Annotated in this window: 18 protein-coding genes; 10 read left to right on the top strand and 8 right to left on the bottom strand. The window is 74.1% G+C overall.

The genetic code is table 11. The annotated features are described in order from the left end of the window. Positions 1-192: 192 nt before the first annotated feature. The 4 genes from ACFYWL_RS18645 to ACFYWL_RS18630 all read right to left on the bottom strand — a co-directional run bounded on the left by ACFYWL_RS18645 (position 193) and on the right by ACFYWL_RS18630 (position 4,217). Complete coding sequence (locus ACFYWL_RS18645; protein WP_386974175.1) at positions 193-1,140, bottom strand: ABC transporter substrate-binding protein; 948 nt, start codon at positions 1,138-1,140, stop codon at positions 193-195. Positions 1,141-1,162: 22 nt separating this feature from the next. Further along, positions 1,163-2,026 carry an ABC transporter ATP-binding protein gene (locus ACFYWL_RS18640; protein ID WP_386974193.1) on the bottom strand — a complete coding sequence of 288 codons (864 nt, stop codon included), beginning with the start codon at positions 2,024-2,026 and terminating at the stop codon, positions 1,163-1,165. Between the two features lie 86 nt (positions 2,027-2,112). Beyond that, positions 2,113-3,174 (bottom strand): FecCD family ABC transporter permease, encoded by a 1,062-nt coding sequence (locus tag ACFYWL_RS18635; RefSeq protein WP_386974173.1) that lies wholly within the window; start codon positions 3,172-3,174, stop codon positions 2,113-2,115. Next, a complete protein-coding gene (locus ACFYWL_RS18630; RefSeq protein WP_386974170.1) occupies positions 3,171-4,217 on the bottom strand; it encodes a FecCD family ABC transporter permease in 1,047 nt (348 codons plus the stop codon). Before ACFYWL_RS18630 ends, ACFYWL_RS18635 begins: the two co-directional genes overlap by 4 nt. 253 nt (positions 4,218-4,470) lie before the next feature. Between ACFYWL_RS18630 and ACFYWL_RS18625 the strand changes: the two genes are divergently transcribed. Continuing rightward, the gene (locus ACFYWL_RS18625; RefSeq protein ID WP_386974167.1) at positions 4,471-5,358 is read left to right on the top strand and encodes a fructosamine kinase family protein; all 888 of its coding nucleotides are present in this window, start codon (positions 4,471-4,473) and stop codon (positions 5,356-5,358) included. Between the two features lie 36 nt (positions 5,359-5,394). On the opposite strand, the gene ACFYWL_RS18620 is transcribed toward ACFYWL_RS18625, so the two are convergent. Further along, a complete protein-coding gene (locus ACFYWL_RS18620; RefSeq protein ID WP_386974164.1) occupies positions 5,395-7,347 on the bottom strand; it encodes a multicopper oxidase family protein in 1,953 nt (650 codons plus the stop codon). Between the two features lie 86 nt (positions 7,348-7,433). Next, positions 7,434-7,847 carry a cytidine deaminase gene (locus tag ACFYWL_RS18615; RefSeq protein ID WP_386974161.1) on the bottom strand — a complete coding sequence of 138 codons (414 nt, stop codon included), beginning with the start codon at positions 7,845-7,847 and terminating at the stop codon, positions 7,434-7,436. Positions 7,848-7,971: 124 nt separating this feature from the next. On the opposite strand from ACFYWL_RS18615, the gene hrpA reads away from it, so the two are divergent. Then, the gene (hrpA, locus tag ACFYWL_RS18610; protein ID WP_386974158.1) at positions 7,972-12,012 is read left to right on the top strand and encodes an ATP-dependent RNA helicase HrpA; all 4,041 of its coding nucleotides are present in this window, start codon (positions 7,972-7,974) and stop codon (positions 12,010-12,012) included. A gap of 47 nt (positions 12,013-12,059) precedes the next feature. Here hrpA and ACFYWL_RS18605 read toward each other — a convergent pair whose 3' ends face one another. After that, complete coding sequence (locus tag ACFYWL_RS18605; RefSeq protein WP_386974156.1) at positions 12,060-12,995, bottom strand: LysR family transcriptional regulator; 936 nt, start codon at positions 12,993-12,995, stop codon at positions 12,060-12,062. 80 nt (positions 12,996-13,075) lie between these two features. On the opposite strand from ACFYWL_RS18605, the gene ACFYWL_RS18600 reads away from it, so the two are divergent. The 8 genes from ACFYWL_RS18600 (at position 13,076) to ACFYWL_RS18565 (ending at position 23,175) form a co-directional block, all read left to right on the top strand. Beyond that, on the top strand, positions 13,076-13,759 hold the full coding sequence (locus ACFYWL_RS18600; RefSeq protein WP_386974191.1) for a succinate dehydrogenase cytochrome b subunit: 684 nt from the start codon (positions 13,076-13,078) through the stop codon (positions 13,757-13,759). 2 nt (positions 13,760-13,761) lie between these two features. Next, complete coding sequence (locus ACFYWL_RS18595; protein ID WP_386974153.1) at positions 13,762-15,699, top strand: fumarate reductase/succinate dehydrogenase flavoprotein subunit; 1,938 nt, start codon at positions 13,762-13,764, stop codon at positions 15,697-15,699. After that, complete coding sequence (locus ACFYWL_RS18590) at positions 15,696-16,457, top strand: succinate dehydrogenase/fumarate reductase iron-sulfur subunit (protein WP_386974150.1); 762 nt, start codon at positions 15,696-15,698, stop codon at positions 16,455-16,457. Before ACFYWL_RS18595 ends, ACFYWL_RS18590 begins: the two co-directional genes overlap by 4 nt. 543 nt (positions 16,458-17,000) lie before the next feature. After that, complete coding sequence (locus ACFYWL_RS18585) at positions 17,001-18,185, top strand: zinc-dependent alcohol dehydrogenase (protein ID WP_386974147.1); 1,185 nt, start codon at positions 17,001-17,003, stop codon at positions 18,183-18,185. Positions 18,186-18,295: 110 nt separating this feature from the next. Then, on the top strand, positions 18,296-19,303 hold the full coding sequence (locus ACFYWL_RS18580; protein ID WP_386974144.1) for a serine hydrolase: 1,008 nt from the start codon (positions 18,296-18,298) through the stop codon (positions 19,301-19,303). A gap of 109 nt (positions 19,304-19,412) precedes the next feature. Beyond that, positions 19,413-20,558: an MBL fold metallo-hydrolase gene (locus ACFYWL_RS18575; RefSeq protein WP_386974141.1), complete on the top strand. Its 1,146-nt coding sequence runs from the start codon at positions 19,413-19,415 to the stop codon at positions 20,556-20,558. 168 nt (positions 20,559-20,726) lie between these two features. Next, a complete protein-coding gene (locus tag ACFYWL_RS18570) occupies positions 20,727-21,938 on the top strand; it encodes a glycosyltransferase family 4 protein (RefSeq protein ID WP_386974139.1) in 1,212 nt (403 codons plus the stop codon). 73 nt (positions 21,939-22,011) lie between these two features. Further along, a complete protein-coding gene (locus ACFYWL_RS18565) occupies positions 22,012-23,175 on the top strand; it encodes a DegT/DnrJ/EryC1/StrS family aminotransferase (RefSeq protein ID WP_386974137.1) in 1,164 nt (387 codons plus the stop codon). Positions 23,176-23,286: 111 nt separating this feature from the next. Here the strand turns inward: ACFYWL_RS18565 and ACFYWL_RS18560 are convergent, their stop codons facing one another. Continuing rightward, a complete protein-coding gene (locus ACFYWL_RS18560) occupies positions 23,287-24,300 on the bottom strand; it encodes a polysaccharide biosynthesis protein (protein WP_386974135.1) in 1,014 nt (337 codons plus the stop codon). Positions 24,301-24,448: the final 148 nt, after the last annotated feature.

Here is a 24,448-nt window from a genome sequence, read left to right as displayed (position 1 = left end):
ACACCGAACCAACCACCAACCACCGGCACTACCCCAACCCCAGCGTTAAATCCCCAGCTCGCGTTGGAGGCCACTCTTTCCTGCATTGAGCACGATCTTGCGCGAAGCGGAGCGGGAGCGGAGCGGGAGCGGGGGCGGGGGCGAAGCGGGGCGGAGCGGGGGCGGGAGCGGAGAGCGGGGCCGGGGGGCGGCTCAGGCTGCCGGGATGTGCTTCTCCAGGTCGTCGATGATCTTGTTGGCGGCGCCGACGCCGATCCCGGTCATCCAGGTCTCGTCGGAGACCACGTGCGCCCGGCCCGCCTTGACCGCCGACAGCCCCTTCCACAGGGTGCCGCCGGTGACGGTGGCCTGCTCGGCGGCGGCCTTCTCGCCGTACGCGGTCACGAAGATGACGTCGGCGTCGACCTCGTTGACCCGCTCGGCGCTGACCAGGTCGAACCGCTTGTCCTCCTTGCCGGCGAGCTGCTGCCGCTCGGGGCGGCCGAGGCCGGTGTCGCCGACGACGATGCCGGAGAAGGAGTCCGGCCCGTACACCCGGATCGCGCCGGGGATGAAGCGCACGATGGAGACGGTGCGGTCGGCGGCGTCGCCGAGCTTCGCGCCGAAGTCCTTGGCCCGCTTCTCGTAGGCGGCCAGCAGGTCCTTGGCCTGCTGCTCCTTGCCCAGGGCCTGGCCGTCGAGGAGGAAGTTCTCCTTCCAGGTGATGCCCACCTGCTCGGTGAACACGGTCGGCGCGATGGCGGCCAGCTCGTCGTAGAACTTCTCCTGGCGGAACTTGCTGCCGAGGATCAGGTCGGGCTTGAGGGCGTTGATCGCCTCCAGGTCGGGCTCGGTGAGCACCCCGACCTCCTTGATGCCGGCCAGCTTGTCCTCGCCGAAGTAGGTGGGCCAGCTCCGCGCCTCGCCGGCGGTGGCAGCGCCGACGGGTGTGACCCCGAGCGAGAGCGCTGTGTCGATCTTGTCGGTGTCGAGGACGACGACCCGCTTCGGCTCGGCGGGCACCTTGGTCGTGCCCATGGCGTGGGTGATCTCCCGGGTCTGACCGGTGGCGGTGTCGGCGACGGGGTCGCTCTCACCGCAGGCGGTGAGTCCGACGCCGAGGGCGACGGCTGCGGTGAGCACGGCGGCGAGACGACGCATGGTGGGGTTCCTTTCGAGGGGTTCAGCCGGCGGACGGGCCGGCGGCAGAGGCAGCCGCAGCCGAGGAGGCAGCGGCAGCAGAGGAGGCAGAGAAGGCGGCGGCCGGAGAGGGGGTGGTGAGGGCGGGCACGACCAGGGGCGCGCCGCTGACCGGGCAGGGCACCACCACGCAGTCGAGCCCGAAGACGTCGCGGACCAGCGCGGCGGTGAGGACCTCCCGGGGTGGGCCTGCGGCGACCACCGCCCCGGCGCGCATGGCCACGAGGTGGTCGGCGTACCGGGCGGCCTGGTTGAGGTCGTGCAGCACGGCGACGACGGTGCGGCCCCGTTCGGCGCGCAGGCGGTGCAGCAGGTCCAGCACCTCCACCTGGTGGGCCAGGTCGAGGAAGGTGGTCGGCTCGTCCAGCAGCAGCGCCTCGGTGTCCTGGGCGAGGGTCATGGCGATCCAGACCCGCTGCCGCTGGCCGCCGGAGAGGGTGTCCACCGGGCGGTCGGCGAGGCCGGCCACGTCGGCGAGGGCCATCGCCTCGTCGACGGCGGCGCTGTCGGCCGCCGACCACTGCCGCCACCACCGCTGGTACGGCTGCCGGCCCCGGCCGACCAGGTCGGCGACCGTCACCCCCTCGGGCACCAGCGGGCTCTGCGGCAGGACCGCGAGCCGCCGGGCGACCTCCCGGGTCGGCAGGTCCCGGATGGCGGCGCCGTCGAGCAGCACGGCGCCCCGGCGTGGGGTCAGCAGCCGGGCCATGGTGCGCAGCAGGGTGGACTTGCCGCAGGCGTTCGGCCCGACGATGACGGTGAACGCGCCGGCGGGCAGCGTCACGTCGAGGCCGTCCAGGACGGTCCGCTCGTCGTAGCCGACGACCAGGTCGCGGGTGGAGAGCATCGCGGCTCCTCGGGAGGGGTCGGCGGGCGCGGCGGCGCCCTCCGGCGCGCCGGGGAGGGCGTGCGGTGGGGTGGGCGCGGGGGTCGTCACGACGCCCTCCGCCGGCCGCGCAGCAGCAGGAACATCAGGTATGGTCCGCCGATCGCGGCGGTCAGCACGCCCGCCGGAAGCTGGGTGGGCGCGAACAGCCGGCGGCCGGCGAGGTCGGCGAGGACCAGCAGCAGCGCCCCGAGCAGGGCGGAGCACAGCAGCGGGGGCCGCTCGGCCCGCACCAGCCGGCGGGCCAGTTGCGGGGCGACGAGGGCGACGAAGTCGACGGCGCCGACCTGCGCGGTGACCATCGCGGCGGCGAGCACGCCGGTGCCGGCCAGCGTGACCCGGCGGGCCACCGGGCGGACCCCGATCCCCCGGGCCGTGTCGTCGTCCAAAGCGGTGCTGTCCAGTGCCCAGCCGGCCCACAGCAGCACCGGCAGCAGCGCCAGCAGGGTCGCGGCGATCCAGGCCGCCTCGGTCCAGCCCTTGCCGGCGAGGGTGCCGAGCAGCCAGATCTGGGCGCGCAGCCCGTCGATCGGGTCGGCGGTCAGCAGGACCACCTCGATGAGCGCCCGCAGGCCGAAGGCGACCGCCACCCCGGCGAGGACGAACCGCTGGGCGGCCAGCCCGTGCCGCGCGCCGAGGGCGAACACCGCGACGGCGGCGGCCAGGCCGCCGAGCAGCGCCGCCGGGGCGACCAGCACGGCGGCGGCCCCGCTGGTGAGGGCCACCGTCGCGGCGAGCCCCGCGCCCTGGGTGATGCCGATGACGTCGGGGCTGGCCAGCGGGTTGCGGGCCACGCTCTGGATCAGCGTGCCGGCGACGCCGAACGCCGCCCCGGCCACCGCCGCGAGCACCAGCCGGGGCAGCCGCAGGTCGAGCACCACCAGGTCGTACGGGGTGCCCGCGCCGGCGAGCGCGCGCAGCACGTCGGGCGTGGCGACGTACGGGGTGCCGAGGGAGAGGCTGAGCAGCCCGGCGGCGACGAGCAGCCCGGCCAGCGCGGCGGCGACCAGCACGGGGCGGCGGCGCACCGGCACCCGCAGCGGGCCGAGCCGCAGCAGCGACCGGCCGGCCGGGGCGGCACGTCCACCGGCGGGGGCGAGGGCGCTCACGCGGTCACCACCTTGGCGCGGCGCACCAGGAAGGCCAGCAGGGGCGCGCCGACCAGCGCGGTCACCACCCCGGCGGGCACCTCGCCGGGCGGGGCGACGAGCCGGCCCGCCACGTCGGCGCCCAGCAGCAGGGCCGGCCCGAGCAGCGCGGCGACGGCGAGGGTCCACCGATGGTCCGCGCCGACCAGCGCGCGGGCCAGGTGCGGCACGGCCAACCCGACGAACGCGATCGGCCCGGCCGCCGCCACGGCCGCGCCGGTGAGCAGCACCCCGGCCGCGCCGCCGCCGAGGCGGACCAGCCCCACCCGGTGGCCCAGGCCCCGGGCCACGTCGTCGCCGAGGGCGAGCGCGTCGAGGCCCCGGGCGACCAGGGCGGCCAGCAGCAGCCCGGCGAGGACGAACGGCAGCACCTGCCCGGCGACGCCGACGCCCCGGCCGGTCAGCCCGCCGACGACCCAGAACCGGTACTCCTCGAAGGTGCGGGCGTCGATGCTGAGCAGCGCGTACACGAGGGCCCCGAGACTGGCGTCGAGCGCCGCGCCGGTCAGCGCGAGGGTGACCGGCGACGCGCCGTCGCGGGCCCGGTTGGCGACGGCGAAGACGGCCAGGCCGGCCAGGAGCGCCCCGGCGATGCCGAACCAGACGTACCCGGCGAGGGTGCCCACGCCGAAGACGGCGATGGCGAGGACCACGCCGCACGACGCGCCCGCGCTGATGCCGAGGATGCGCGGCTCGGCGAGCGGGTTGCGGGTCAGCGCCTGGAACAGCACCCCGGCCACGGCGAGCGCGAGCCCGACGAGCAGGCCGAGGGCGGTGCGGGGCAGTCGCAGCTCGCGGACGATGGTGGTGGCGTCGCCGCCGTCGGGGGCGACCAGGGCGTGCCAGACCGCGCCGGGGGCGAGCGGGCGGCTGCCGAGGGCGAAGCTGGCGAGCACGGCGAGGGCGAGCACGGCCGCCGCGCCGAGGGTGACGGCCGCCCGGCGGCCCAGGCCCCGGGTCGTCGGTGTGCCGGCCCGGATCGGCCGCGCGGCGACGGTGGTCACGAATCTCCCTCGACTTAGGTACGCCTTACCTTAACCGAAGGGGGCGGGTGGCCCTAACCGGCGCTCGTCGATCCGGATCCGTCGCCACCCCCGCTGAGCAGGGCGGCCGTGCAGGGCAGGCGCCGCCCCGCCGAGGGCCGCCCCTCCTGCGCGCACGCCATCGCGGCGGTCTTGCGCGAGGGCCGGCGCGCTGGAATGGTCACCTTCGGTCCGAAGATCCCGTGTGCGCCGCGACCGGAGGAGAGCGCTGCCGATGCCCCCGGCCGAGCTGCTGGCGGAACGGTTGTCCCGGGCCGGGATCCGCGATGTCGTCAGCGTCGCGGCGGTGAGCGGTGGGCTTGCCGCCCTCGCCGGGATCGCCCACCGCGAGGACGCGCCGCCGGTCTTCGTCAAGGGCTTCGCCGACGCGCCGGGCGACGCCGGTGACGCGTTCGTCGCGGAGGCCGAAGGGCTGGCGGCCCTGCGGGAGCTCGGCGGCCTGGCGACACCCGAGGTGATCCTGGCCAACCAGGAGCTGCTCGTGCTGTCGCTGCTGCGGCCGCGACCGCGCAGCGAGGCTTTCTGGGAGCAGTTCGCCCACGCGCTCGCCCACCTGCACACCAGCACCGTCCACCCCCGCTTCGGGTGGCACCGCGACAACTGGCTGGGCCGCCGCCCGCAGCTCAACACGTGGGCCGACGACGGCTTCGCCTTCTTCGCCGAGCGCCGGCTGCTCCGTTGGCTCCCCGAGCCCCGCGTCGGGGCGGCGCTCGGGCCCGCCGACCGGGCCGCGCTGGAACGGCTGTGCGACCGGCTGCCCGAGCTGCTGCCGGACCGGCCGGCCTGCCTGACGCACGGCGACCTGTGGGCCCAGAACGTGCTGGCGACCGTTGACGGGCGGGCGGCGCTGATCGACCCGGCGGTGTCGTACACGTGGGCGGAGGTGGATCTGGCCCATCTCTGGATCACGGCGCCGCCGCCGGAGTCACGCCGGTTCTTCGACGTCTACGCCGAGCTGACCGGCCTCGACGACGACTGGCCGGCCCGCATGCCCATCGTCCAGCTACGACAACACCTGGCGGTGCTGGCCCAGTTCGACGACGACTGGGGCGTCGCCGAGACGATCCGGGCCACGCTGGCCCCGTTCCGGGCGCGGGCCTGACCCGCCGGGCAGCCGCGCCGGCGGGAGGCGGACCGGTCAGCGCGTGGTCGGCGCGCGCCGGGAGGAACCGTCCCCGCCCTCGGCGGCCCCGCGCGGCGCGACGTCGATCGGGCGCATCATCTCGTTGTCCTCGTGCTCCAGCAGGTGGCAGTGCCAGACAAAGCGCCCCGGCAGGTCGAAGCGGACCGCGATCCGGGTCAGCTCCCCGGGGTAGGTGACCACGGTGTCGTGGAAGCCGTGCTCGGCCGGGCCCGGCCGCTCGTCGCCGGCCCGGCCCCGGCCGAGCACCTGGAACTGCACCTGGTGCACGTGGATCGGGTGGACGTCCCCGGTGCAGTTGCGCAGCTCCCACTCCTCGGTGACGCCGAGCGCGGGCGTCTCGGTCACCGGCGCGTCCCAGCTCAACGGCACCGGCCGGCCGTCCTCGGCGACGACGCCGAGCAGGGCCCGCGTCGGGCCCGCGCTGGCCTCGTGTTCGTTGAGCGAGAGCCGCCGCACCACCGAGGCGGGGGGCAGCGACGCGCACGCCGGCAGGGACAACTGCCCGGGCGGCACGCTCTCGTCGACGCCGGCCCCGTCGCCCACGACGAACTTGAGCACCTGCCCGGTCGTCGCCGGGTCGGCCGGGGGGAAGTCGGTGCCCGGCTCGCCGCCGCCGAACGGCTCGTCCGGGCCCTCGTTGACCAGATACAGCTCGGTGCCGGCCGGCACGTCGGTGAAGTCGACCACCACGTCGGCCCGCTGGCCGTTGCCGAGCGCGATGCGCGGCGACGGCACGGGCGCCGGCAGGAAGCCGCCGTCGCTGCCGACCTGCCACAGCGGCAGGGCAGGCCGGGCCGGGCGGCGGGTCGGGTGGGCGGTGACCGAGAGCATCAGGAACCGCGAGTTGCAGCCGTTGAGCAGCCGGAAGCGGTAGCGCCGCCGCCGCACTTGCAGCACCGGCCAGGTCGCGCCGTTGACCACCATGGTGGCGGCGAGGAACTCGGGGTTCCAGATCGGCGGCACGTCGCCCCCCGGCAGGTACGGGCCGGAGTAGTCGTCGAAGTCTGCGCGGCTGCCGGGATACCAGAGCGAGCCGTCGGGGCGGAAGGTGCGGTCCTGGATCAGCAGCGGCAGGTCGTACGACGCCTGCTCCGGCAGCGAGCCGGGCAGCGCCCCGGGCGGCAGGTCGGCGGGGCCGCCGCTCAGCCGGTAGAAGCCGGCCAGCCCGGCGTAGAGGTTCACCCGGGTCATGCCCAGGGTGTGGTCGTGGTACCAGAGGGTCGTCGGGAGCTGGTCGTTGGCGTATTCCATGCTGGCCGTGCCGGGGGCGCAGCGGACGCCGGTCCGCTCGGCTGCCAGGTCCCGGAACTCGTCGTAGGCCGAGCCGCCGTCGGCGCACCCGGCGGGCAGGTCCCGGGCCACGGGGAGATACCACGCCTCGGGGTGCCCGTCGCTCTCCTGCCGGTTGTGCCCTCCGTGCACGTGCATGACGGTCGGGACGGGCCCCCGGTACGGGCCGGGGGTGCTGGTGAAGTGCGGCCGGTGGTCCCGGCCGTCGACGCCGCCGGTCGGGTTGGCCCAGTGCAGCGTCGGGTCGACCGGCAGCAGGTGTGGCAGGTAGCGGCCCCGCTCGTCGACGAGCTGGTTGCACCAGGTCACCCGGACCGGGCGGCCGACGGTGGCGGCGATGGTGGGGCCGGGATAGGCGAAGCTGCGCGGGTGGGCGGGCGAGCCGAAGCCCCAGACCGTCGTCGCCGGCAGCCCGGCCGGGAGGACCTGCTGGCGGAACTGCCGGACGGCGACCACGTACTCGTCGACGCCGCCGCCGGTGCGGGAGGCGGGCATGGTCGACGGCACGGGCAACGGGGTGACGTACTTGGGCACGGCACGGGGGTTGATCAGGGCGGTCGGGGCGGTCGGGGCGGCGGCGGTGGTGCGGCCGGCGGGCAGCAGCAGCGCCGCGCCGCCGGCCGCGCCAGCGGCGATGAGTCGTCTACGGGTCACCATGCCGCGAGGCTAGAACGAGCATCGCTCACCAAACCGCCATAACCGCTCTGCTACCACCGTTCGGGGTAGGAAACGGTCGGTAGCGGTCAGGTGGCGGGCGGGCCGGGCTGGTGTTCGGCCCAGACGTACCCCTCGGGCAGCAGCTCGGCGACCGGCACGGCGCGCAGCGCGTCCGCCGGGCCGACAATGACCCGCACGGACGGGAAGTAGTCGCGGAGCACCTGCCGGCACCGGCCGCACGGCGCGATCACGCCCCGCCCCCGATCGCCCACCGCCACGATGGTCTCCAGCTCCGTCTCGCCCTGGGTGGCGGCGGCCCCGATCGCCACCACCTCGGCGCACGGCCCTCCGGTGGAGTGGTAGACGTTCACGCCGGTGAAGACCCGGCCGGCGGCGGTGCGCGCGGCGGCGGCGACGGTGTGGTTGTCGCTGCGGCAGCGCAGCTTCGCCACCGCCGTGGCCGCCTGCACCAGCGCCCGGTCGGTGTCGCGCATGCTCATCCCAGGCCCCCGTGGTCGGCGTCGGTCGGCGGTCAACTCTAGACGGCGGCCGTCCGGGCGGCAGCCCCGCTGACCGGTAACCAGGGGGCGGTCCCGCACGTGGCTGCCTATCCTTGGCGACGACATGCAGAATCCAGCCGCGCCCACCGCAGCCACCGCTCCCGCCGCGCCCAGCGCAGCCACCGCTCCCGCCGCGTCCGACACGGCCCGCGAGCTGCACCGCCGCCTGCCCGCCCTGATGTTCCGCGACCAGCGCCGGCTCCAGCGACGCCTCGACGGGGTGCGCCGGCTGCGCGACCCGCAGCGGCGCGAGGCCGCGCTCGCCGAGATCGCCGCCGACGTCGCCCGGGCCGAGCAGCGGCTCGCCGACCGCCGGGCGGCGGTGCCCCCGATCACGTACCCGGCGGGGCTGCCGGTCAGCGAGCGGAAGGACGACCTGGCCGCCGCGATCCGCGACCACCAGGTGGTGATCGTGGCCGGTGAGACCGGCTCCGGCAAGACCACCCAGCTTCCCAAGATCTGCCTGGAGCTGGGGCGCGGCGTGCACGGGCTGATCGGGCACACCCAGCCCCGGCGGCTGGCCGCCCGCACCGTCGCCGACCGCATCGCCGAGGAGCTGGGCACCGAGCTGGGCGACGTGGTCGGCTACAAGGTCCGCTTCACCGACCAGGTCGGCGACCGCAGCCTAGTCAAGCTGATGACCGACGGCATCCTGCTCGCCGAGTTGCAGACCGACCGGATGCTGCGCCAGTACGACACGCTGATCATCGACGAGGCGCACGAGCGCAGCCTCAACATCGACTTCATCCTCGGGTACCTGCGCCAGCTCCTGCCCCGCCGGCCGGATCTCAAGGTGGTCATCACCTCGGCGACGATCGAGACGGACCGGTTCGCCAGGCACTTCGCCGACGCCGACGGCAAGCCCGCGCCGGTGGTCGAGGTGTCGGGGCGGACGTACCCGGTCGAGGTGCGGTACCGGCCGCTGGTCGAGGTCACCGAGGCCGACGACGACTCCGGCGACGACGAGGAGAACGTCCGCGACCAGATCCAGGCGATCGGCGACGCGGTCGAGGAGCTGGCCGCCGAGGGCCCGGGCGACATCCTGGTCTTCCTCTCCGGCGAGCGCGAGATCCGGGACACGGCCGACGCGCTGGGCAAGCTGGTGCAGTCCAAGCGGTCGCTGCTGGGCACCGAGATCCTGCCCCTGTACGCGCGGCTGTCCGCCGCCGAGCAGCACCGGGTGTTCGCCCCGCACACCGCGCGGCGGGTGGTGCTCGCCACCAACGTCGCGGAGACGTCGCTGACCGTCCCCGGCATCAAGTACGTGGTGGACCCGGGCACCGCCCGGATCTCCCGCTACTCCAGCCGGCTGAAGGTGCAGCGGCTGCCCATCGAGCCGGTGTCGCAGGCGTCGGCCAACCAGCGCAAGGGCCGCTGCGGGCGCACCTCGGACGGCATCTGCATCCGGCTCTACGACGAGCGGGACTTCGACTCCCGCCCCGAGTTCACCGACCCGGAGATCCTGCGCACCAACCTCGCCTCGGTCATCCTCCAGATGACCTCGATCGGGCTGGGCGACGTGGCGGCGTTCCCGTTCATCGACCCGCCGGACCGGCGCAACATCGCCGACGGGGTCAACCTGCTGCACGAGCTGGGCGCGCTCGACCCGGCCGAGGCCGACCCGGCGAAGCGGCTCACCCCGCTGGGCCGGCGGCTGGCCCAGCTCCCCGTCGACCCCCGGCTGGCCCGGATGGTCATCGAGGGCGAGCGCAACGGCTGCGCCACCGAGGTCGTCGTCATCGCCGCCGCGCTGTCCATCCAGGATCCGCGCGAGCGGCCGGCGGAGAAACAGGCCCAGGCCGACCAGGCGCACGCGAGGTTCGCCGACTCCGAGTCCGACTTCGTCGCGTACCTGAACCTGTGGCGGCACCTGCGCGAGCAGCAGCGGGAGCTGTCCTCCAGCGCGTTCCGCCGGATGTGCCGGGCCGAATACCTCAACTACCTCCGGGTACGCGAGTGGCAGGACATCGTCAGCCAGGTGCGCCAGGTGCTGCGTACCGCGGAGAAGGGTGACGGCCGGCGCGGGGCCGGCGCGGACCTGCCGGAGGAGATCGACACCCCGAAGGTGCACCAGTCGCTGCTGCCGGGCCTGCTGTCGCACATCGGCCTGAAGGACCCGCAGAAGCACGAGTACCTCGGGGCGCGGGGGGCGAAGTTCGCCCTGTTCCCCGGGTCGGCGCTGTTCAAGAAGCCGCCGCGCTGGGTGATGGCCGCCGAGCTGGTGGAGACCTCCCGGCTGTGGGGGCGGGTCGCCGGCCGCATCGAGCCGGAGTGGGTCGAGCCGCTGGCCCAACACCTGGTCAAGCGCAGCTACAGCGAGCCGCACTGGGAGAAGAAGCAGGCGGCGGTGCTGGCCTACGAGAAGGTCACCCTGTACGGCGTCCCGCTGGTCACCGCCCGCAAGGTCAACTTCGGGCGGATCGACCCGGCGCTGTCGCGCGAGCTGTTCATCCGGCACGCGCTGGTGGAGGGCGACTGGTCCACCCACCACCAGTTCTGGCGGGACAACCGCAAGCTGCTCGCCGAGATCGAGGAGCTGGAGAACCGGGCCCGGCGGCGGGACATCCTCGTCGACGACGAGACCATCTTCGCCTTCTACGACGAGCGGATCCCGGCCGACGTGGTCTCGGGCCGGCACTTCGACGCCTGGTGGAAGAAGGAGCGGCGGCAGCGGCCCGACCTGCTCACCTTCACCCGGGAGCTGCTGGTCAACGCCGGCCGGGGCGGGCTCGACGGGGCCGACTACCCCGACGAGTGGCGGGCCGACGGGGTCACCCTGCCACTGACGTACACGTTCGACCCGGGCACCCCCACCGACGGGGTGACCGTGGACATCCCGCTGCCGCTGCTCAACCAGGTGCCGGCGGAGAGCTTCGACTGGCAGGTACCCGGGCTGCGCGAGGAGCTGGTGATCGCGCTGATCCGGTCGCTGCCCAAGGCGGTGCGGCGCAACTTCGTCCCCGTTCCCGACTACGCGCGGGCCGCGCTCGCGGCGATCACCCCCGGCCAGGAGCCGCTGCTGGACGCGCTGACCCGGCAGTTGCGCCGGATGACCGGGGTGACCGTGCCCCGGGACGCCTGGGCGCCGGAGAAGCTCCCCGCCCACCTGCGGGTCAGCTTCCGGGTGCTCGACGAGGAGAACAAGCCGGTCGCCGAGGGCAAGGACCTGCCGGCCCTGCAACGCCAGCTCCGCCAGGAGGTACGCCAGGTGGTGGCCGCCGCCGCCCCGGACGTGGCCCGGACGGGCCTGACGCAGTGGGACGTCGGCGACCTTCCGCGCACCATCGAGCAGGTGCGCGCCGGCTACGCCGTCACCGCGTACCCGGCGCTGGTCGACGAGGGGGCGACGGTCGGGGTGAAGGTCTTCGACTCCGAGGCCGAGCAGGCCGCCGCGCACTGGGCGGGCACCCGGCGGCTGCTGCGGCTGACCGTGCCGTCGCCGGCGAAGTTCCTCCAGGGGCGGCTGTCTAACGAGGCTAAGCTGGCGCTGAGCCGTAACCCGCACGGCGGCGTGCAGGAGTTGATCGCCGACGCGGCCGGTGCGGCGATCGACAAGCTGATCGCCGACGCGGGCGGCCCGGCCTGGGACGCCGCCGGCTTCGCCGCCCTGCGGGACCGGGTCCGCGCCGACCTGGTGGACACCGTCGTGGACGTGATGGGCCAGGTGCGGCAGGTGCTCGCCGCCGCGTACGCCGTCGAGCAGCGCCTCGGCAGGACCCAGAACCTGGCCGTCGTGGCCGCGCTGGCCGACATCCGGGCCCAGCTCTCGGGCCTGGTGCACAAGGGGTTCGTCACCGAGACCGGCTACTCCCGCCTGCCCGACCTGCTGCGCTACCTCACCGCGATCGAGCGGCGGCTGGACCGGCTGCCGGGCAACCCGCAGCGGGACCGCCAGCAGCAGGACCGCGTGGCCGCCGTGCAGAAGGAGTACGCCGACCTGATCGCCGCGCTGCCGCCGGGCCGGCGCGGGTCGGCGGCGGTGCGGCAGATCCGCTGGATGATCGAGGAGCTGCGGGTGAACGTGTTCGCCCAGGCCCTCGGCACCCCGTACCCGGTGTCGGAGCAGCGGATCTACCGGGCGATGGACGACGCCGAGGGCCGCTGAGCCGGGTCAGCGCCCCGGGGCGGGTCTCGGGCCAGGCAACCCGGCGCTCAGCGGAGCTCCACCCCGGGCGGCAGGTCGTCCCGCCCGGCCGCCTCCCGCACGTACTCCACCAGGATGCGGCGCAGCTCGCGGCCGGCGTGGGTGGGCACCACGTCGCGGCGCTGGGCCACGGCGATGGTCCGGCGCACCCCGGGCGGGGCCAGCCGGGTCACCCGGACGCCGGGCCGGCGGGCCACCACCATGCCCGGCACCAGCGCCACCCCGAGCCCCGCCTCGACGAAGCTGAGCACGGCGTCCATCTCGCCGCCGTCGACCGACAGGGTGGGCTCGAAGCCGGCCTCCCGGCACGCCTGGAGGGTGGCGTCGCGCAGGTCGTAGCCCTCTCTGAACATGACCAGGGGCTGGCCGCGCAGGTCGGTGACGCGCAGCTCGCCGGCGGCCGAGGTGCCCGGCACCTCGGCCAGCGAGGCCACCACCAGGCTCTCCCGCAGGATCTCCTCGGCGTGCAGCCCGGGGTCCGCGCCCTGCGCGGGCATGATGATCAGCGCGAGGTCGAGGTCGCCGCGCAGCAGGTCGCGGACGAGGTCCTGCGAGCCGCCCTCCTCCACCCGCAGGTCGACGGCGGGGTGGGCGTCGCGGAACCGGCGCAGCACGGGCGGGGCGAGCGAGGTGGCCAGGCTCGGTGTCGCGCCGAGGCGGACCCGGCCGCGCCGCAGCCCGACCAGCTCCTGCACCTCCCGGGTGGCGGTGTCGACGTCGGCGAGGATGCGCCGCGCCAGCGGGAGCAGCACCTCGCCGGCGGCGGTGAGGGCGATCCGGCCCCGCACCCGCTCGAACAGCGGGGCGCCGAGGCCGGCCTCGAGGGCGTGAATTTGCTTACTCAGCGACGGCTGGGTGATGCCGACGAGGTCGGCGGCTTGGGTGAAATGTCGTAGTTCAGCGACGGCGACGAAGTACCGGAGTTGGTGCAGCTGCATCGGCATAGCCTATGGCTATCGACACTGCGAGGTCGATGCATTGGACGACTGATCCCAGGTCTCCTAGCGTCGGCCGGGTGGTAGTACTGACGAAGTCCCGGTCGCCCATCCGCTCCAACGTCGGCCTGAAGGCCGTCATGGCGGTGACGGGCATCCTGCTGGTGCTGTTCCTCGTCGCGCACATGCTCGGCAACCTGAAGATCTTCACGGGCGAGACCGCGTTCGACCACTACGCGCACTGGCTGCGCGAGATCGGCACCCCGCTGCTGCCGTCGACCTGGTTCCTGTGGATCCAGCGCACCGCCCTGCTGGCGGCCGTGCTGGCCCACATCGGGGCCGCCACGGTGCTCGCGGTGCGCGCCCGCGCCGCCCGCCCGGTCCGGTACGCGCACCGCAAAAAGGTCAACGGCAGCTACGCGGCCCGCACGATGCGCTGGGGCGGCGTGATCATCCTGCTCTTCGTGATCTACCACATCCTGGACCTGACCACCGGCCACCTGAACCCCGAGGGCGTTCCCGGCCGCCCGTACGCCAACGTGGTCGCCGACTTCGCACCGGACCGGTGGTACGTCACCCTCTTCTACACCCTGGCGGTCGTGGCGCTCGGCTTCCACCTGCGCCACGGCGCGTTCAGCGCGTTCCGCAGCCTCGGCCAGCAGACCCCCGCCGGCGAGCGCCGGGCGCGCGCCGCCGCGCTGGGCTTCGCCGTCGTGCTCTGCGCCGGCTACCTCGTGGTCCCCTTCGCCGTACTCACCGGATTGGTGGCCTGACCATGGACCTGTTCACCGAGGGCGACCCGATCGCCGACGCCCGGGCCCCGCAGGGCCCGATCGAGACCCGCTGGGAGCGCCGTCGTTTCGAGGCCAAGCTGGTCAACCCGGCCAACCGCCGCAAGCTGACGGTGATCGTGGTCGGCACCGGCCTGGCCGGCGGCTCGGCCGCCGCCACGCTCGCCGAACAGGGCTACCGGGTCCGGTCGTACTGCTACCAGGACAGCCCGCGCCGGGCCCACTCGATCGCCGCGCAGGGCGGCATCAACGCCGCCAAGAACTACCGCAACGACGGCGACTCGGTGCACCGGCTGTTCTACGACACCGTCAAGGGCGGCGACTTCCGCTCCCGCGAGTCCAACGTGCACCGGCTGGCCGAGGTCTCGGTCAACATCATCGACCAGTGCGTCGCCCAGGGCGTGCCGTTCGCCCGCGAGTACGGCGGCCTGCTCGACACCCGCTCCTTCGGCGGCGCGCAGGTGCAGCGCACCTTCTACGCGCGGGGCCAGACGGGCCAGCAGCTCCTGCTCGGGGCGTACCAGGCCCTGGAGCGGCAGATCGGGCTGGGCAACGTGGAGATGCACGCCCGACACGAGATGCTGGAGCTGATCGTCGTCGACGGCCGCGCCCGGGGCATCGTCGTGCGGGACCTGGTCACCGGCGAGATCACCAGCGAGTTCGCCGACGCGGTGGTGCTGGCCTCCGGCGGCTACGGCAACGTCTTCTACCTCTCCACCAACGCCAAGGGCTGCAACGTCACCGCCACCTGGCGGGCGCACCGCAAGGGCGCGTACTTCGCCAACCCCTGCTACACGCAGATCCACCCGACCTGCATCCCCGTCTCCGGCGACCACCAGTCGAAGCTGACGCTGATGAGCGAGTCGCTGCGCAACGACGGCAGGGTGTGGGTGCCGAAGGCCAAGGGCGACGACCGCGCCCCCAAGGACATCCCCGAGGACGAGCGGGACTACTACCTCGAACGGATCTACCCGTCCTTCGGCAACCTGGTGCCCCGCGACATCGCCTCCCGGGCGGCGAAGAACGTCTGCGACGCCGGGCGCGGCGTGGGCCCCGGCGGGCTCGGCGTCTACCTCGACTTCGCCGACGCCATCGACCGCCTCGGCCGCAAGGCCATCGAGGCCAAGTACGGCAACCTCTTCGAGATGTACGAGCGGATCACCGGCGAGGACCCGTACGAGGTGCCGATGCGGATCTACCCCGCCGTGCACTACACGATGGGCGGCCTCTGGGTCGACTACGACCTCCAGTCGACCGTCCCCGGCCTGTTCGTCATCGGCGAGGCGAACTTCTCCGACCACGGCGCGAACCGGCTCGGCGCGTCCGCGCTGATGCAGGGCCTCGCCGACGGCTACTTCGTGCTGCCCAACACGATCGCCAACTACCTGGCGGCCGGGCCGTTCGAGCGGGTCGACGCCAGCCACCCGGAGGCCGTGGCGGCGCGGCGCGACGTCGAGGACCGGATCCGGCGGCTGCTCGCCGTCGACGGCGACCGGACGGTCGACTCGTTCCACCGCGAGCTGGGCCAGATCATGTGGGAGCACTGCGGCATGGAGCGCAGCGAGGCCGGGCTGCGCAAGGCCATCGACGAGATCCGGGCGCTGCGCGGGGAGTTCTGGAAGCGGGTCCGCGTCCCCGGCGACGGCGACGGGCTCAACCAGTCGCTGGAGAAGGCCGGCCGGGTGGCCGACTTCTTCGAGCTGGCCGAGCTGATGTGCGTCGACGCGCTGCACCGCGAGGAGTCCTGCGGCGGCCACTTCCGGGCCGAGCACCAGACCCCCGACGGCGAGGCGCAGCGCGACGACGACCGGTTCGCCTACGTGGCGGCCTGGGAGTACACCGGCGGCGACGAGCCGGCCGTGCTGCACAAGGAAGACCTCAAGTTCGAGTACGTGCACCCGACGCAGCGGAGCTACAAGTGAACCTGACCCTGCGCATCTGGCGCCAGTCCGGCCCCGCCGACAAGGGCCGGATGGTGACCTACCAGGTCGACGACGTCTCCCCCGACATGTCGTTCCTGGAGATGCTCGACGTGCTCAACGAGCGGCTGATACTCTCCGGCGAGGAGCCGGTGGCGTTCGACCACGACTGCCGCGAGGGAATCTGCGGCATGTGCGGCCTCATGATCAACGGTGACGCGCACGGCCCGCAGCGCGGCACCACCGCCTGCCAGTTGCACATGCGGCAGTTCTCCGACGGCGACACGATCGACATCGAGCCGTGGCGGGCGCGGGCCTTCCCGGTGATCAAGGATCTGGTGGTCGACCGGGGCGCCTTCGACAAGATCATCGCTGCCGGCGGGTACATCACCGCGCCGACCGGCAGCGCCCCCGAGGCCCACTCCGTGCCGGTCGCCAAGGCCGACGCCGACGCCGCCTTCTCCTCGGCCGCCTGCATCGGCTGCGGGGCCTGCGTGGCGGCCTGCCCGAACGGCTCCGGCATGCTGTTCACCGCCGCCAAGGTCACCCAGCTCTCGCTGCTGCCGCAGGGCCAGCCCGAGCGGTACACCCGGGTCCTCGGCATGGTCGACGCGCACGACGAGGCGGGCTTCGGCGGCTGCACCAACACCGGCGAGTGCACCGCGGTCTGCCCGAAGGGCATCCCGCTGAACACCATCGGCCGGCTCAACCGCGACTACCTGGCGGCCACCGCCAAGCGGGGCGGCACCCCCGGCTCCTGACCCCGCCGCCCGCCGGCCGCCGGCCCGCTGCGGGCCGGCGGCCGGCTCCGTTCCCGGCAGCCGCAGTCGCGGGAGCGCCACCTCGGCCGGGCCCTTGGGAGCTGAGTCGTCTGCGACATCACGCCGCAGCCCGCCGGACGCCGACGCGCCGGTGAGCTGGCGCGCCGGTCAGGTCGCACGCCGGTCAGGTCGCACACCCGTGAGCTGGCGCGCCGGTCAGATCGCACGCTGGTCAGCTGGCGCGCCGGTCAGGTCGCACGCCAGTCAGGTCGCACGCCGGTCAGATCGCACGCCGGTCAGATCGCACGCCGGTGAGCTGGCGCGCCGGTGAGCCGCGAGTCATCCACGACATCAGCTCCCAAGGCCCGACAGCTCCTAGGCCCGACCGGCAGTCCCCAGTCCCGTCCCCCAGCCCCCGGCCTCCCCGCGCCCCGCCCGAGCGCGTCCACGTCCGGCCCGTCGCCCCGCCCGAGCGGTTCAGGCCCCGGAAGCCGGGTAGCAGTCCGAGGGACGGACGGCACACCGAAGAGGGGACACACGGGCATGAAGGCACTCACCTGGCAGGGCAAGCGGGACGTCCGGGTCGAGGACGTACCCGACCCGCGCATCGAGGAGCCGACGGACGCGATCGTCCGGATCACCTCCACCGCGATCTGCGGATCCGATCTGCACCTGTACGAGGTGCTCGGGCCGTACCTCAAGCCCGGCGACGTCCTCGGCCACGAGCCGATGGGCATCGTGGAGGAGGTCGGGTCCGGGGTGACCCGGCTGAAGCCGGGCGACCGGGTGGTGATCCCGTTCAACATCGCCTGCGGATCGTGCTGGACGTGCGACCGGCAGCTCTACGCCCAGTGCGAGACCACCCAGGTCACCGCCGAGGGCAAGGGCGCGGCGCTGTTCGGCTACACCTCGCTGTACGGGTCGGTGCCCGGCGGGCAGGCCGAGTACCTGCGGGTGCCGCACGCCCAGTTCGGCCCGATCAAGGTCCCGCAGGCCGGCCCGGACGAGCGGTGGCTGTACCTGTCCGACATCCTGCCCACCGCCTGGCAGGCGGTGCGGTACGCCGACACCCCGCCCGGCGGCACCCTCGCCGTGTTCGGGCTCGGCCCGGTCGGGCAGTTCTGCGCCCGGATCGGCCGGCACCTCGGCGCGGGCAGGGTGATCGGCCTGGACCTGGTGCCGGAGCGGCTGGAGATGGCCCGCCGGCACGGCGTCGAGACGCTCGACGTCAGCCAGCTCGACGACGTGCCGGGCGCGCTGATCGACCTGGTCGACGGGCGCGGCCCCGACGCCGTGATCGACGCCGTCGGCATGGAGGCGCACGGCTCCACCTCGGGCAAGCTCGCCCAGACCGCCGCCGGCCTGCTGCCGGACCGGCTGGCCGACGCGATGATCGACCGGGCCGGCGTGGACCGGCTGACGGTGCTCAAGGCCGCCCTCAAGGCGGTCCGCCGGGGCGGCACCGTCTCGATCTCCGGCGTCTACGGCGGCGAGGTCGACCCGCTGCCGCTGATGGAGATGTTCGACCGGGGCGTCCAGCTCCGCATGGGGCAGTGCCACGTGCGCCGGTGGACCGACGAGATCGTTCCGCTGCTCGCCGGCGACGACGACCCGCTGGGCGTGGCGGACCTGCGGACCCACCGGATGCCGCTGGCCCGCGCGCCGCAGGCGTACGAGATGTTCCAGAAGAAGGAGGACGGCTGCGTCAAGGTCGTGCTCGCGCCGTGACCCGAGCGGTCGCGTCGCTCACGATGAGCGACGGCAGGGGCCACGGTCAGCGACGACTTCGCCTAGGGTGGCGGGACAGGCGATCCACGATCACCCACGGGGAGAGACGAGTGACGATCAGAGTGAACCGCAGGGCCGCGCTGGGCATCGGCACGGTGGCCACCGCCGGCACGGTGCTCGGCGCCGCCGCGCCCGCGTCCGCCGCCGGCCGGCCCCGCGTGGCGGCCACCCCGGCCGAGGCCGCCGCCCAGGTCGCCGCGAGCTACGCGCAGGAGACCGCGCGGGCCGGGGGCAACTGGCAGGCGTACGTGAGCGTCGCCAACGGCGCCGCCGCGCCGCTGGCGGCCGTCGCGGACGAGGCGGACCGGCGGATCGAGGCGTACAGCGTCAACAAGATCGCCGTGGCCGTGGCGGTGCTGGACAAGGTCGACCGGGGGCTGCTCACGCTCGCCCAGCGGGTCGACGTGACCGCGTCCATCGTGATCCCCGGCGGGGACGGCATCTTCAGCCTCGACGGCGCGTACCCGAGCAGCGTCACCCTGGGGCACGCGCTGGCGGCCCTGCTGACGGTCTCCGACGACACCGCCGTGCGGCTCTGCGGCCTGGTCTGCCCGGCCGCCGAGCTGAACCAGATCCTCGTCGCGAAGGGCTTCCCGAACACGCAGGTGCAGCCGGTGGCCAACCCGAACCGGTTCTATCTCGGCACGAGCACCCCCCGGGAGACGCACGACCTGCTGCGGAAGCTGGTGGGCGGCACGCTGCTGTCGGCGTCCTCGACGGCGTTCCTGCTCGGCCTGCTGCGCTCCCCCATCGCGTTCACCGACGGGGTGCGGCGCGAGATGTCCTCGGCCGAGCGGGCCCGGGTCGCCACCAAGGCGGGCTGGTTCGAGACCGCCCGGCACGAGGCCGGGATCGTCTTCGACGCCACCGGCGCGCCGGTGCTGACGTACGCCCTGTTCGCCGACGGGCAGGCCGGCGCGGGCGACTTCGGCGCGACCCACCCGGCGGTGCAGGCCCGGGCCCGGATGGGCCGCGTCTTCCTGACCGCCGTCGCGGGGCTGGCCGGCGTCGGCCCCACCCACCGGGCCGTCGTCCAGCGGCCCAGCAACGGCGGCTGACCACGCCACGCGGCGACCGGGCCGCACCCGCGCGACCGGCCTCCGGGCGCGCGGGTGCGGTGGCGGACTACGGTGTACTGCGGGGCATCGGCGGAGGGGGCGGGACACGATGGAGGCACCAGCGGAACAGGCCGCCCAGCGGGCGTTGGCGCGGCGGCTGCGCGGCGCGGCCGGGCTCGCCGCCCTGGCCGGCCTGGCCTGGGTGGCCCGGGACGTGCCGGCCGCCCTCGGCGGGCGGCTCAGCGGGGCCCGCGCCGAGCGGGCGGCCCGCTCACCGCAGTTCCGCGACGGCGCCTTCCGCAACCGGGCGAGCACCCGGACGATGGCCGGCTCACCCGACCGCAACCTGGTCCGCGAGCTGATCTTCGGCAAGCAGAAGCGCCGGCCCAGCGCCGCCGTGCCGCTGCTGCGCCCGGCCGACCCGCCGGCCACCGCCGCCACCGAGCGCGAGCTCGGCGTCGTCTGGTATGGGCACGCCTCCGCGCTGATCGAGATCGAGGGCCACCGGGTGCTGGTCGACCCGGTGTGGAGCGACCGGTGCTCGCCGTCGGCGCTGGTCGGGCCGCGCCGGCTGCACGAGCCGCCGGTGGGCCTGCACGAGCTGCCCGCCGTGGACGCGATCGTGATCTCCCACGACCACTACGACCACCTCGACATGGCCACCGTGCGGGCGCTGACCGCCGGCCAGTCCGCGCCGTTCGTGGTGCCGTTGGGGGTCGGGGCGCACCTGGAGCGGTGGGGCGTGCCGGAGGACCGGATCGTCGAGCTGGACTGGGCGGAGAGCCACCGGGTGAGCGGGCTGACGATCACGGCGACCGCCGCCCAGCACTTCTCCGGCCGGGGGCTGCGCCGCGACGGCACGCTGTGGAGCTCCTGGGTGGTGGCCGGGGCCCACCGCCGGGTCTTCTACACCGGCGACTCCGGCTACTTCGACGGGTACGCCGAGATCGGCGCCGAGCACGGCCCGTTCGACGTGACGCTGATCCAGATCGGCGCGTACGACCGGGCGTGGCCGAGCATCCACATGTTTCCGGAGGAGGCCGTCGCCGCCCACCTCGACCTGCGCGGCGGGCTGCTCCTGCCGGTGCACTGGGCGACGTTCAACCTGGCCCTGCACGACTGGTCGGAGCCGGTGGACCGGCTGTGGGCGGAGGCGAAGGCCCGCGACGTACGGCTGGCGGTGCCCCGCCCCGGCGAGCGGGTGGTCGTCGACGACCCGCCGGCGGTCGACGGCTGGTGGCAGGCGATCGCCTGAGCCGGCCGGCAGCCCGTCGCGGCCCGCCCGGCGCACGGGCCGGCTCGTAACCCCGGCCGGCTCCCCTCGTTGGACCAGACCTAGTCGCCGTTACCGGCACCCGTCGCGAACAGGTGTCGCCCGCACCCGGGCGTCGCCGTTCGCAGAGGAGACGACAAGGACACGGTCGTGGGCAACCTTCGCATCGCCATCCTGCTGCGCACGGCCGAGGGCTGCCTCTGGACGCTCCCCCAGGTCGACGAGCTGCGGCGGCGCGGCCACGAGGTGATCGCGATCCTCCCTCCGGGGCCGGGCGCGCTGCGGGAGCGGTTACGGGAGCGCGGCGTCGAGACGCTGGACTCCCCCTTCGACTTCCGGTTCCGCCCCACCCTGGGGGCGGTGCGGGGCCTGTGGCGGCTGCGCCGGCTGTTGCGCGGGCTCCGGCTGGACGTGCTCAACTACCACCTGTACGCGGCGGCCCTGGCCGCCCGGATAGCGGCGTTCCGGCTTCCGCTGCGCCGGGTGCACATGGTCGCCGGGCCGCTCTACCTGGAATCGCCGGTGGTCCGTCCCGTGGAGCGCCTGCTGTGGCGGCTGGACGACCTCATCATCTGCTGCACCCAGCACATCTCGACGCATTACCAGGCCCTCGGCTGCCCGCCGCAGCGGCGGCCGGTGGCCCAGTACGGCGTCGACCTGGGCCACTTCGACCCCGCCCGGGTCAGGACGCCCGGCCCCGCCGCCTCGGCCCGCGCCTCGGTCCGGGCGGAGCTCGGCCTCGACGACGACGTCTTCGTCGTGCTCATGGTGGCCAACACGTACTCGCCGAAACGGATCGCGTTCGCCGGCCAGAACATCAAGGGCCACGACGTTCTGCTGGAGGCGTGGCGCGACTTCCGCGCCGCGCACCCACGGTCGAGGCTGCTGATGGTGGGGGTGGGCTTCACCGAGGCCGGCGAGGCGCACCGCAGGGGGCTGATGGACAGGTTCGCCGACGACCGGAGCGTCGTGTGGTTGGGCCGCCTGCCCGACCTGCGCCCCTACTTCCTGGCCGCCGACGTCAACGTGACGCCGTCGCTGTCGGAGGGCAGCAACGGGGTGGTGCGCGAGGCGTCCGCCATGGGCCGCCCCAGCATCGTCAGCGACGCCGGGGGGCTGCCCGAGGCGGTGGACGACAGCTTCGGCTGGATCGTGCCACGGGGCGACCCGGCGGCCCTGCGGGAGGCGCTCTCGACCGCCCACCGCGCGTTCGTCGCCGGGGAGCTCGCCGCCATGGGTCGCCGCGCGCGGGAGCACGCGCTGCGCGCCTTCGACCGCACGGCGGCGGCGGAGTTGGTGGCCGACATGGTGACGGGGCGTCGTCCCTCGGACCGCGCCGCCGCCGACGTGCCGGTTCCGTAACGTCCAGGCGCGATCTCGGTTAACTGGGTGTGAGCGCCACGGATCACCACGTACCTGTCGCCCGGAGGCCCTGATGGTGGATCAGTACTGCGGAGGCCGCCCTACCGTCCGGCGGATCCACCTCTCCCCGCCCGACGTCGGTCCCGCCGAGGAGGCCCTCGTCGTCGCGGCGATGCGGTCGGGTTGGGTGGCGCCGACCGGCCCCGACCTGGACGCGTTCGAGCGTGAGGTGGCCGAGCGGGTGGGCTGCGGCCACGCGGTGGGGGTCAGCAGCGGGACGGCCGCGCTGCATCTCGCCCTGCTCGCGGTCGGCGCGGGGCCCGGGACCGTCGTGGTGGTGCCGACGCTGACGTTCGTGGCGACCGCCAACGCGGTGACGTACACCGGGGCGGACCCGGTCTTCGTCGACTGCGACCCGGCGACCGGGAACGTGGACGTCGACCTGCTGCCCGACCTGCTCGACGACCTGCGCCGCCAGGGCCGGCGGATCGCCGCAGTGGTGGCGGTGGACATCAACGGCGTCTGTGCCGACTACGCCCGGTTGCTGCCGGTCTGCGCGGCAGCGGGCGTGCCGGTGGTCGAGGACTCGGCCCAGGCTCTCGGCTCCACGTACCAGGGTCGGCACGCCGGGAGCTTCGGGCGGGTGGGCATCTTCTCGTTCAACGGCAACAAGATCATGACGACGTCGAGCGGCGGCATGCTGGTCTCCGAGGACGCCGGGCTGATCAGCCGCGCCCGGCGGCTCTCGACGCAGGCCCGGGAGCCGGTCGCGCACTACGAGCACTGCGACGTCGGCTACAACTACCGGCTGAGCAACGTGCTCGCGGCCCTCGGCCGGGCCCAGTTGCGCCGCCTCGACGGGATGATCGAACGGCGGCGCGCGGTGCGGGAACGCTACGCCAAGGTCTTCGCCTCGACGCCGGGTACGCGCATCCTCGGCGACGGGGACGCCGGCTCGAACTGCTGGCTGACCTCGCTCGTGGTGGATCCGGCGACGGCCGGTTGGCGGGCCCGCGACCTCGGTGAACACCTGGCGGCACACGACATCGAGACCCGCCCCATGTTCAAGCCGATGCACCGGCAGCCGGCCCACCTCGGCCGGTGGGCGGCGGTGACCGGCGCGGCGGACCGCCTCTTCGCCGACAGCATCTCGCTGCCCAGCGGCTCCACCCTCCCCGGCGTCGACGCCGATCGCGTCCTGGGGCTGATCGAGGAGTTCCTGGGTCGACACCGGTGACCGCCCGGGCGTGCGCCGGGCGACAGCGTGGGGCAGGCGGGCAACCCCCCGTGCTCCGACTGTGGCCCGTCCCTCTGGCTGGCCCGGCCGGGCCCGGTCAGGGCGTGCCGGTCACCGCGCCAGCGCCGGGTCGTACAGGGCCAGTTCCGTCCGGACCTGCGGGAGGGTGAGCAGCAGTTCCATGATCTCCGGCACGTCCAGCCGCCGGGCGGTGGCGGAACTGAGCTCGGGCAGCGCCGGCAGCCCGATCCGGCCCTCGCTGACGTAGGACGCGTAGCTGAGCCTCCTGGCGTCGACGGGCAGCCGGTAGAAGTCGCCGAAGTCCTCGGCGCGGGCCAACTCCTCGCGGCTGGCCATCGTCTCGAACTGCTTCTCGCCGTGGCGGACGCCGATCACGTCGTATTTCGGGGGGACGTCGAAGAGCTGGCACAGGGCGACGACGAGGTCCCCCACCGTGCAGGCACCGGCCTTGCGGACGAAGATGTCGCCGGGTCGGGCGTGCTGGAACGCGTGCTCGACCAGCTCCACGGAGTCGGCCAACGACATCATGAACCGCGTCATGTCGGGATCGGTGACGGTTGGCACCACCCCGGCCTTGATCTGCTCGATGAAGATCGGAATCACCGAGCCCCGCGAATACATGACGTTGCCGTACCGCACGCAGGAGACGACCGTCGCGCCGCCCGTGCCGCCCCGGGCGTGGGCCTGCGCCAGCTTCTCCATCATCCCCTTGCTCATGCCCATCGCGCTGACCGGGTGGACCGCCTTGTCGGTGCTCAGCATCACGACGGAACCGACCCCGTGCCGATCCGCCGCCTCGATCACGTTCGCGCTGCCCACCACGTTGGTCCGGAACGCCTCCAGCGGGAAGAACTCGCAGGACGGGACCTGCTTGAGCGCCGCGGCGTGGAAGACGAAGTCGACCCCCCGGGTGGCGCGCAGGACGCTGTCGAGGTCCCGGACGTCACCCAGGTGGTAGGAGACCCGGTCGTCGGCGAGGGTCCGGCGCATGACGTCCTGCTTGGCCTCGTCCCGGCTGAGGACGCGCACCTCCGCGACGTCGCGGTCCAGCAGCCGCCGCGCCATCGTCTGGCCGAACGAGCCGGTCCCTCCGGTGATCAGCACACGGCGACCAACAGTCGAGCAAGTCATCCAAGTTCTCCTATTTCTTGGAGCGGCGCCGGCCATCCTGGCTCCGCGCAGCAGCCACTGCGGACGGTCACGGGCCGCCGAGCTGCACGGCATCCGGTTCAACGAAGGCCCAGAGTACAGG

It is taken from the genome of Micromonospora sp. NPDC002575, from assembly GCF_042889525.1.
GTDB lineage: Bacteria > Actinomycetota > Actinomycetes > Mycobacteriales > Micromonosporaceae > Micromonospora > Micromonospora carbonacea.
The sequence above is the reverse complement of the archived record's forward strand: the minus strand, read 5'-3'. Positions and strand labels throughout refer to the sequence as shown.